General features: G+C 76.1%; 7 protein-coding genes. 2 read left to right on the top strand and 5 right to left on the bottom strand.

The features are described from left to right. Positions 1 to 123: 123 nt before the first annotated feature. The 3 genes from Q0840_RS18900 to rfbB all read right to left on the bottom strand — a co-directional run bounded on the left by Q0840_RS18900 (position 124) and on the right by rfbB (position 5,150). Positions 124 to 1,329, bottom strand: coding sequence for an LCP family protein (locus Q0840_RS18900; RefSeq protein ID WP_298462707.1), 1,206 nt, complete (start codon positions 1,327 to 1,329; stop codon positions 124 to 126). 84 nt (positions 1,330 to 1,413) lie between these two features. Then, complete coding sequence (locus Q0840_RS18895; RefSeq protein WP_298462704.1) at positions 1,414 to 3,957, bottom strand: zinc-dependent metalloprotease family protein; 2,544 nt, start codon at positions 3,955 to 3,957, stop codon at positions 1,414 to 1,416. A 197-nt stretch (positions 3,958 to 4,154) separates the two neighbouring features. Further along, positions 4,155 to 5,150 carry a dTDP-glucose 4,6-dehydratase gene (gene rfbB / locus Q0840_RS18890; protein WP_298462701.1) on the bottom strand — a complete coding sequence of 332 codons (996 nt, stop codon included), beginning with the start codon at positions 5,148 to 5,150 and terminating at the stop codon, positions 4,155 to 4,157. 122 nt (positions 5,151 to 5,272) lie between these two features. On the opposite strand from rfbB, the gene Q0840_RS18885 reads away from it, so the two are divergent. Continuing rightward, positions 5,273 to 6,175 (top strand): bifunctional 2-polyprenyl-6-hydroxyphenol methylase/3-demethylubiquinol 3-O-methyltransferase UbiG, encoded by a 903-nt coding sequence (locus Q0840_RS18885; RefSeq protein WP_298462699.1) that lies wholly within the window; start codon positions 5,273 to 5,275, stop codon positions 6,173 to 6,175. Between the two features lie 29 nt (positions 6,176 to 6,204). Here Q0840_RS18885 and Q0840_RS18880 read toward each other — a convergent pair whose 3' ends face one another. Both Q0840_RS18880 and Q0840_RS18875 read right to left on the bottom strand, forming a co-directional pair. Continuing rightward, entirely contained in the window at positions 6,205 to 7,323 is a 1,119-nt protein-coding gene (locus tag Q0840_RS18880; RefSeq protein ID WP_298462697.1) for a glycosyltransferase family 2 protein, read from the bottom strand. After that, the gene (locus tag Q0840_RS18875; RefSeq protein ID WP_298462693.1) at positions 7,320 to 8,414 is read right to left on the bottom strand and encodes a glycosyltransferase family 1 protein; all 1,095 of its coding nucleotides are present in this window, start codon (positions 8,412 to 8,414) and stop codon (positions 7,320 to 7,322) included. The genes Q0840_RS18880 and Q0840_RS18875 overlap by 4 nt, the downstream gene beginning before the upstream one ends. Positions 8,415 to 8,548: 134 nt before the next feature. Between Q0840_RS18875 and Q0840_RS18870 the strand changes: the two genes are divergently transcribed. Next, positions 8,549 to 10,251, top strand: a 1,703-nt coding sequence (locus Q0840_RS18870; protein WP_298462691.1) for an N-acetylmuramoyl-L-alanine amidase, incomplete at its 3' end; no start/stop codon positions are given.

Here is a 10,251-nt window from a genome sequence, read left to right as displayed (position 1 = left end):
CCGCGGTCGGGCCCGGCGCCGCTGCGGGGTGGCTCGGCGGGGCCGCCGACCGGGCGCGCCGAGCCGCCGGCGCGGGCGCGGCTGCCGCCGGAGGGGCGGGCCGGCTCGCGTCGTCCGGGACGCTCAGGCACAGGCGGTGGAGACGTCGTCGGCGGTGATGGCGTCCTGGCCGGGCGTGGGCTCGTCGGCCGGGGTCGGCTGCGCCGGGTCGGCCGGTCCGTCCGTCGGTGCGGCCGGCTCGGGCCGGGTCAGCGCGGGCAGGTCGGCGGAGATGTTCGACCACACCTGCTCGGCGTCGGCGGTCATGACGACCCGGTTGGGGTCGGACGGCGCGGCGGCGATGGGGATCGTCATGAACGCGATGTTGCCACTGAGGGTGCCGCGCAGGCTGAAGGCGAGGCCGCTCATGTCCGGGATGGACGCCAGGTCGGGGCTCACGGTGATCGACGACGTCGCGGCGTTGAGGAACCGCAGCAGCTCGGGGACGTCGGTGAGCAGGTTCTTGGACTGCACCGTCTGCACCGTCGCGCCGAGCAGCTCCTGCTGCCGCCCGAGCCGCCCGATGTCCGACCCGTCGCCGAGCCCCTCGCCGGTGCGTGCCCGCGCGAAGGCCAGGGCCGTGGCCCCGTCCAGCACGTGGGTGCCGGCGGTGAGGTCGAGCCCGGCCTTGGCGGACCGCATGTCGTTCGGGATGCACATCGGCACGCCGCCGAGGGCGTCGACCATGCGGATGAACCCGGCGAAGTCGATCACGACGTAGTCGTGGATGAACACGCCGGTGTTCTCCTCGACCGTGCGGATCGTGCAGACGGCGGCGTCCGACACCTCGCCGCTCTCCGAGCCGATCGAGAAGGCGGCGTTGAACTGGCCGCGCTGCGGACGGGAGGTGGTGCCGTCGGACCGCATGCACGCCGGGATGTCGACGAGGGTGTCGCGCGGGATCGACACGAGCTCGACCCGGCTGCGGTCGGCCGAGACGTGCATGACGATCGTGGTGTCGGACCGCATGCCCTCCACCTCGCCACCGATGTCGGCGTTCTCGCCCTCACGCACGTCGGAGCCGATCAGCAGGATGTTCAGCGGCTGGCCGGCGGCCGGGTCGTCCGGGTCCGGCGTCGCGGTCGGCGTCGGCCGGTCGTCGCCGAGCAGGGCCGTGACGTCGACCGACTCGATGTTCGTCTGCAGCCGCGTGTAGGCCGCGGCCGTGCCGGCGAACCCGAAGCCGAGCGCCGCGGTCACGGCGAGCGCGATCCCGCGCGCGACCCGGTGGGACTCCGGTCGACGGGCATGACGGGCGACGCGCGGGCGCGCGGCATGACGAGAAGGCACGTCCAGGATCCTAGGTCGGGGTCCCGCGGACGACGCGCGTCCTCAGGGGCGATCGGGTGGAGGGTTTGTGTGCGTGCGTCGCCGTCAGGAGAAGTACCCCAGGACGTCACCGATCACGTGCACCCGGCCGGCGTCGTTGTACAGCCGCACCTCGCCCCCCGACGACCACCGCACCACCGCGAGGTTGGACATGTCCCGCTCGGCACGCACGTTGAGGTCGGACGTCGACGGCGCCGCGCCGCCGTCCCAGGCGGTCAGGTAGGTGTCGGTGCCGGCGCCGGTCGCGGTGAGCATCATCACGGCGGTGCGGGCGCCGGCGGGCAGACCGGCGGCACCGCGCACGTCGAGCGTGCGGGCCTCGCCGTCCCCGAGCGGACGGTCGGTGAGGCGGGTGTCGAACGCGCGGACCGGCGCGACCGGGGTGAACCGCCCGGTCCCGCCCGGCCCGAACCACCCCACGACGTCGAGGACCACGTGGGCGTCGGCGCCGCCGACCGACACGGTGAACCGTCCGTCGGTCAGCGCGACGGTCGCCCGGTTGGTCGCGACGCCGCCCGGGAGGTGGTTCACCGTGGACGCCAGCGGGCGCCCGGTCCCGGCCGGGTGGGCCACGAGGTACCCGTCCCCGGCGGCGCCCACCGAGGTGACGTTCACGACGACGGCGGTCGCGTCCGCGGGCACGCCGAGGCGCCCGGCGACCGTGAGGGTGCGCCCGGCGTCGTCGGACAGGGGCCTCGCCCCGCCCTGGACGGTGCGCGTGTCCAGGACGCGCTGCGGGCCGGCGAGGGACTCGAAGCCGCTGCCACCGGCCGCCACGTAGTAGCCCGTGACGTCCGCGAGGAGGTCGACGCGGCCGCTGTCGTTGTACACGCTGACCGCCCCGCCGGCCCCGGTCCCCAGCATGACCCCGGTGGCCACCACGCGGGCCGGGTCGGTGTTCAGCACCGACGAGGCGGGCATCGGGCCGCCCGCGGGCCAGGCGCGCAGGTGGGTGGCCGACGTCGCGCCGACGGCCGTGAGGTTCACCGCGACGGCGCGGGCCGTGGCCGGCACGCCGCCGGTGCCGGCGACGACGACGTCGCGCCGCTCGCCGTCGCCGAGCGGGGTCGCGGTGTCGCGGGTGTCGAGCACGCGGGTGGGCGTGATCGGCACGAAGGTCAGGTCGCGGCCGAGCGTGGGCGCCGCGGCGCTGCCGGTCCCGACCGGGCTGCCGGTGGCACGCAGCGACACGGTCGCGCTGCGGGTGCCGACCGCCGTGACCGTGAGGGTCTGCCCCGTGCCCGGCAGGTCCCACGACCCGCCCGCCGCGAGCGACGGCGTGGTGAAGGGGGACGAGGTGGTGGGCCGCATGTCGAGCAGCTGGGTCTCGGGGTAGGTGTCCCCGACCACCCGGTGCACCTGGACACCGGCCCACGCCGGGCGGCGCACGTCGCGGCCCTGGGCGGGACGGAAGTCGACGTACACCGGGCCGAGCGCGGTCGGGACCTTGACCGCACGGACCGCGCCGACGTCGGCGAGCCGGGAGATCTCCACGGTCGCCGGCAGGCTGGTCACCTCCGCGACCCGGGCCAGGCCCAGGTGGTCGGCGAAGGCGCTGTTGAGGTTGCCGGTGGGCATGTCGGTCCCGAAGCCCATGACGTCGGCGATGTCGGCGTACGGGCTCACGGTGCAGGTGGCGGACAGGCTCACCCGGACGGCTCCGGTGGTGCAGGTCGCGGTGTTCGCGTGCCCCAGTCCGAGGTTGTGGCCGATCTCGTGGGCCAGCACGTCGACCGTCGGCACGCCGTTGACCCAGATGTGCCCGCCGCCGATGCTGCCCATCCCGGCCCAGCCGCCGCAGTCGCCGCGTGCCGGGAAGTACACCGCCACGTGCGCGGTCGCGGTCCCGCGGCCCACGCCGTGCGCCGCGAGGGCCGAGCGCATGATCGCCGCGGTGTCGCAGCTGCCCGGGTCGTCGATCTGGACCCAGTCGCGCACGGACGCCGCCAGCGTCAGGCGTCCGCCGGACTGCTCCGACCAGTACGCCGACACCGCGTCGGCGACGCCGGCCAGGGCGCCACGGGTCGTGTCGGCGCGTCCCCAGTGCACGGGCAGCACCGTCAGCGTGTGCGCCCCCACCGCGGGCGTCGCCTGCGTCGTGGGCGGCGCCGCCGTGGACGCGGCCGGTCCGGTGACCGCGGTGACGCTCAGCACCTCGGCGGCCGGGCCGGCGCCGGTCCGTGCGTGGCCGGTCGGTGCGTCGGCGGTCACGGCCTCGGCGGCCGCCCTCAGCGCCTCGGGGGCGTCCGCGCCGCGCTCCGCGCGCAGGGCGACCCGGATCCGGTCCCCGGTGCGCAACCCCCGCGTCCCGGCCAGGGCGCTCTCGGGCAGGTCGTGCAGGACGCCGTCCACCTCGACCATCGAGTCGAGCACGAGGCCGCCGTCCCCGGCGTGCCCGTGCTCGTCGTCGCCGTCGACGGCGACCTGCTCCAGCGTGCCCACCACCGACAGCTCGGCGGCACCGTCACCGGCGCCCCCGCCGCGCGGGTCCGCAGCCGCGGCTCCGGCCGGGCCGATGCCGACGAGCACGGCGACGGCGACGGCGAGGAGCCGGCCACGGGCCGGGCGGTGCGGGGGACGAGGGCGCATGGGTCACTCCAGGGTGTCGGCGAGGCCGCACGCGGCGCGGTCCCGTCGGGCCGGCGCGGTCCGGACGGTCGGGTGGGGCTCGCCGACTGCGATCGGCCGCTGCGGCGCTCCGGTGAGGGATCTGCCGTGTCGAGCTGCGGCCAGGGGGTTCGGGGCGCGCGTGGGCCGGGGCCCGCGGGCAGCAGGGTCGGTCGGGGTCAGCGGCCGAGCTTGGCGTACGCGGCCTCGGTCGCGTCCTTCTGCGGCCGCCACCAGGCCTCGTTGGCCCGGTACCACTCGATGGTCGCTGCCAGGCCGTCCCGGAAGCTCGGGTACCGCGGCTCCCAGCCCAGCTCGGTGCGGAGCCTGCTCGAGTCGATCGCGTAGCGCAGGTCGTGGCCCGGGCGGTCGCTGACCAGGTCGTAGGCGTCCCGCGGCTGACCGGTCAGCTCGAGGATGAGCTCGACGACGGCCTTGTTGTTCTGCTCACCGTCGGCCCCGATGAGGTAGGTCTCACCGATCCGGCCGCGCTCGATGATGGTCCACACCGCGGAGTTGTGGTCCTCGACGTGGATCCAGTCGCGGACGTTCTCCCCGGTGCCGTACAGCTTGGGGCGCACGCCGTCGACCACGTTGGTGATCTGGCGCGGGATGAACTTCTCCACGTGCTGGTACGGGCCGTAGTTGTTCGAGCAGTTCGAGATCGTCGCCTGCACCCCGAAGGACCGCACCCAGGCGCGGACCAGCAGGTCGCTCGCGGCCTTGGTGGAGGAGTACGGGCTGGACGGGTTGTACGGCGTCTCGGGCGTGAACTTCGCCGGGTCGTCCAGCTCGAGGTCGCCGTAGACCTCGTCGGTCGAGATGTGGTGGAAGCGGACCCCGTGCCGGCGCACCGCCTCGAGCAGCGTGTACGTGCCCACCACGTTGGTCTGCACGAACGGCCACGGGTCCGTCAGCGAGTTGTCGTTGTGCGACTCGGCGGCGAAGTGCACCACGACGTCGGCGTCGGCCACCAGGCGGTCGACCAGCTCGGCGTCGGCGACGTCCCCCTGGACCAGCGTCACCGCGTCGGCGACCGGCGCCAGCGACGCCTCGTCGCCCGCGTACGTCAGGGCGTCCAGCACGGTCACCTGCACCTCGGGGCGCTCGCGGACCGTCTGGTGGACGAAGTTGGAGCCGATGAAACCGGCTCCGCCGGTGACGAGCAGACGCACGGGTGACCTCCTGGGGGGCATGGGTGGACCCGCCCGAGCGTAGCCGCGCCCCGGCGCCCTAGGCTGGCGACCGCCCTGTGGCCGTCGCGACGTGCGGCGGGGGGCAGCACGGAAGCGAGCTCATGGCCTACTACGACGCACAGGTGGACCCGTCCGCCCCCAACAACAGCCACAGCCTCATGCTGGAGCTCGTCGGCGGCGGCAAGCGGGTCCTGGACCTCGGCTGCGCGACCGGCTACCTGGCGCAGGCGCTGACCGAGCGCGGCAACCGGGTGTCGGGGGTCGAGTTCGACCCGCGCGCCGCCGAGCAGGCGCGCCCCCTCGTCGAGCGGCTCGTGGTGGGGGACCTCGAGGCGCCCGCGACGCTCGAGGAGCTCGCGGGGGAGACGTTCGACGTCCTGGTCTTCGGGGACGTGCTCGAGCACCTGCGTGACCCGGCGGAGGTCCTCACCCGGGCGTTGACGCTGCTGGCCCCGGGCGGGTCGGTGGTCGTCTCGATCCCCAACGTCGGCCACGGCTCGCTGCGGCTGGCGCTGCTGCAGGGCCGCTGGGAGTACCGCCAGACCGGTCTGCTCGACCACACCCACCTGCGCTTCTTCACCCGGTCCTCGCTCGACGCCCTGCTGCGCCGGGCCGGCCTGGTCGCGGTGGACGTGCGACCGACGACGGTGGACCCGCTCGGCTCGGAGGTGGTGGTCGACGCCGGTGCGCTGCCGGCCGACGTCGTCGACTGGGTGCGCCGCCAGCCCGGCGCGTACGACTACCAGTACGTGCTGCGCGCCGTCCGCGACGACGCGGACGGTGCGGTGACGGCGGTGGTGTCCGAGGCGGCGCGGCTCGCGCAGGAGCTCGCGGCCGCCCGCGCCGAGGCGCAGGAGGCGCGCCGTCGGGCGGAGGCCGCCGAGGCCGGGCTGGCCGCGCTGACCGGCACCGTGACGCTGCGCCTGCTGGACCGCCCCCGCCGCCTGTACGCGGTCGCCCGGCGGGGACGCGGGTGGCTCGCCGGACGGCGCCCGCCCGGCTGAGCGAGCACGCGCCCGAGCGGGCCTGCCGGCTACGTCCGGTAGCCGCCGATCGCGGTGCGCGGGACCTCGACGAGCAGCCGCTCCACGTCGCCGCGGCCGGCCCGGGCGGCGCGACCGATCGCCCGGCGCCGGCGCAGCATCCGGGGCAGCAGCCGCGCGTAGGACGCGAGCACCCGCACCCGCAGCACGACGTGGTCGCGCGGCTGGCTGCGGCGCACCGCGATCGACGCGGTGGTGAGCACGTACCGGCCCACCGCGCGCACCGCGAGCGACGCCCGGGCGTCCTTGGTCAGCATGAGCAGGCGGTTGCGGCCGTCGTGGAAGCGGAACAGCGCGCTGCCCTCACCGGTGGACGCGGCGTGGACGTGATGGACGACGGCGTCCGGGCAGTGCTCGATGCGGTACCCGCCCAGCCGCAGGCGCCACGACAGGTCCGAGTCCTCGTAGTACAGGAAGAAGTCCTCGTCGAACAGGCCGACGTCGCGCAGCGCGGACGTGCGCAGGACCGCGGCGGCCCCGCAGAAGCCGAACACGGCCCGCGGCGGGTGGTGCCGGGCCGCGTCGGCCAGCCAGCCGCGGTCCGCCCCGTAGCCGTCACGCCGCACGACGTTGCCGGTCGAGTTCACCAGGGTGACCGGACCGTCCGGGTCGCGGACCCAGGTCCCCTCCGGGCCCGTGACCCGGGCCCCGTCCGGGTCGTCGGCGGTCGCGGGCCGGAACCGGCCGGTCAGCAGGACGGTCGCGGTCAGCCCGGCGACGCCGGGGTCGGCGGCGTCCATCGCGTCGACGAGCGCGGCGACGAACCCGGGCTCGGGCACCGCGTCGTTGTTCAGCAGCACCACGTACCGCGACGTCAGCGCCCGCAGCGCGAGGTTGTTGCCGCCCGCGAAGCCCCGGTTGACCGGCGAGCGCACCAGCCGCACGTCCGGGTGCCGGTCCGCGACGAGGTCGGCCGTCCCGTCCGACGACGCGTTGTCCACCACGACGACGTCCATCGTGCGCTTGCCGAGGCGCTGGCCCGCGAGGCCGTCCAGGCAGGCCCCGACGAGGTCGGCGGCGTCGTAGGTCACCGTCACCACGGTGACGTCCGGCGGCGTGCCGGGTCCCCGGCCGGCGGTGCCGTCGCCGTCGCCGGTGCCGCTGCTCATGCCGCCCCGTACACGTCGAGCGTGCGGTCGGCGCACGCGGCCCAGGTGAACGTCTGGGCGCGCGCGCGGCGCCGCGCGCGCTCGTCGTCGCCGTCCGGGGCCGTCAGCACCCGGGTGAGCGCGTCGGCGAGGGCGTCGTCGTCGGTGGGGCAGGCCAGCACGGCGAGGTCCCCGGCGACCTCGCGGAGCGCCGGGATGTCGGCGGCGACCACCGGACGCCCGCACGCGAGGGCCTCGAGGACCGGCAGGCCGAAGCCCTCGTCGAGGGACGGCAGCACGAGCGCGCGGCAGCCCGCGACCACGTCTCGCAGGTCGGCGTCCGCGAGCCAGCCGGTCAGGTGGACCCCGTCCTGCGCGGCCAGCGCCGTCTCCCGGCCGGCCGGTCCGGCCAGGACCAGCGCGGGGGCGTCCGGCGTGGTCCGCCGGACCGCCTCGAAGGCGCGCAGCAGCGCCGGCAGGTTCTTGCGCGGGTCGAGCGACCCCACGAACAGCAGGTAGTCGTCCGGCAGCCCGAGCTCGGCCCGGCGGCGGGCGGACGGCGGCTGCGCGGCGAACCAGGCGTCGTCGACCCCGAGCGGTGTGGGGTGGACGGCGTCGTCGGGCAGTGCGTAGTGGGACCGGACGGCATCGGCGACGGCTCGGCTGGGGGTGACGACGACCGCCCCCCGCCGCAGCGCACGCGGCACCAGCTCGCGGTACAGCAGGCTGGCGCTGCTCACGGTCCCGGCGTGGTGGACGTAGGTCAGGTCGTGCACGGTCAGCACCTCGCGGGCCCGCCGGGTGGGCGGGCTGACGAAGTTGGTGCCGTGGAAGACGTCGGTGCGCCCGACCAGCGCCTCGATCGGCGGCAGGTCGGTGCGGCGCCACAGCTCACGCAGCACCCGCGCCGGCACCCGGGGGCCGACCTGACGCACGCCCGCGGGCAGCTGGGTCAGCGCGGCGCCGCGTGCCGTCCAGGTGGTGGCGCGCAGGTCGCCGGCCACGCCCCGCCGAGCCAGGGCCCCCGGCAGCTCGGCGAGCAGGTGGTGGACGTACCGGCCGATCCCGGTGCGCGGTCCGAGCAACGGGGTCGCGTCCAGGGTGATCCGCACGGCCCAGATCGTCTCATGATGGCCGCCACGCGGCCGATGGGCACCGCGGTCGCCCTCGTCGTGAGCGAGAGTGGCACCCGCCGGCCCCCCGCGCCCGGCCGCCCACCCGTCCCCTGGACCCCCTGGTGTCGTCGATGATCGTCAGATCCCTCCTGCCCTCCCTCCTCGTCGGGCTGCTGTCCGCGCTGCCCACGGGCACCGTCCCGGGCCTCGTGCCGGCCGCCGGCGGGCAGCCGCCCGCGGCCCCCGACGGGGCGGTGAGCACGTCCCAGGGGTTCGTCCGCGAGATCCCGCTGGCCGTCGCCGGACCGGCGTGGCAGCCGCGGGCGGCCGCCGGGTCGGGCGACGAGCGGGCCGTGACGGCGGACCTGGGCGTGGGCACGGACCGGGTCCGCACCGAGGTGATCGAGAGCGAGCCGTTCGCCCTGGTCGGGCTCACGTGGTCGGCGGCCGACGCCGACGCGGCGCCCGACGCCCGGTTCCGGACCCGCACCGAGGCCGGCTGGTCGGGCTGGACCCCGCTGGTGCCCGCCGACGACGTGCCCGACGCCGGCACGGCCGACGCCGCGGGCGGCGTGCGCGCGGGCACCGACCCGGTGTGGGTCGGGTCGGCCGACGCCGTCCAGGTCAGCTTCGCCGCCGACGACGCCGCGCCGGACGGGCTCGCGCTGTCCCTGATCGACCCGGGCGTCGAGGAGCCCGCACGCTCCGGGGACGTGGCGAGCTCCACCGCCGCCGTCCCGACCGACCCGACCCGCTCGACGCAGGCCGTCGCCGCGGCCCCCCAGATCGTCACGCGCGCGCAGTGGGGCGCTCCCGCCGAGCCGCGGTGCCGCCTGGACGTCGCCCCCAAGCTGCGCGGCGCCGTCGTGCACCACACCGCGTCCACCAACGCCTACGCGAGCGCGGCCGACGCGCGCGCCGCCATCCGGGGCTTCCTGCGGTACCACACCGAGTCCCGGGGCTGGTGCGACATCGGCTACAACTTCCTCGTCGACAAGTGGGGCAACGTGTACGAGGGGCGTGCGGGCAGCCTGACCCGGGCGGTCGTCGGCGTGCACGCCGGAGGGTTCAACACCGGCACGCTCGGCGTGTCGATGATCGGCGACTACTCCACCGTGGCGCCGTCCACCGCGACCCTCGACAGCGTCGCCCGGGTGATCGCCTGGCGGTTCGCGGCCTACGGGCTCGACCCGCAGGGGACCACGACGTTCGACACCCTCGGCGGGGAGAACTCCAAGATCCCGTCGGGCACCCGGATCACGCTGCCCACCGTCTTCGCCCACCGGGACGTCGGCTTCACCGCCTGCCCCGGCAACGCCGGGTACGCGGCCATGGGGCGGATCCGGGCCCGGGCCGCCGAGCTGGGCGACGACTACACCGCGACACCGCAGGCCGGCCAGGTGGTCGCGCTCATCGGTGACCAGCCGGTGCCCGGTGCGGAGCTCGAGATCCGCGACGGCACCTGCGAGCAGGTGTTCTCCCGGATGCGGACCGGGCTCGCCGGCGCCTTCCCGGTCACCGCCTTCCCGGGCTCGTACTGCGTCGTGGCCGTGTCCGTCCCGCCCGGCTACGGGCTGCCGGCCCGGCAGCCGTTCTCCGTCGCGCCCGGCCAGACGTTCGCCGTCCGGGTCCAGCTGGCCACGCTGCCGTCCCAGGGGTCGGTGGTGCTGTCCGGTGGGGGGGTGCCGGTGGCCGGTGCGGTGGTCGAGGTCCGCAACGGGTCGTGCTCGACGGTGTTCTCGCGGATGCGCACGGGTGCGGACGGGTCGTTCCCGGTGACGGCGAACCCGGGCACGTACTGCCTGGTGCCGGTCTCGGTGCCGGCCGGGTTCGC

This window comes from uncultured Cellulomonas sp. (assembly GCF_947494015.1).
GTDB lineage: Bacteria > Actinomycetota > Actinomycetes > Actinomycetales > Cellulomonadaceae > Pengzhenrongella.
The sequence above is the reverse complement of the archived record's forward strand: the minus strand, read 5'-3'. Positions and strand labels throughout refer to the sequence as shown.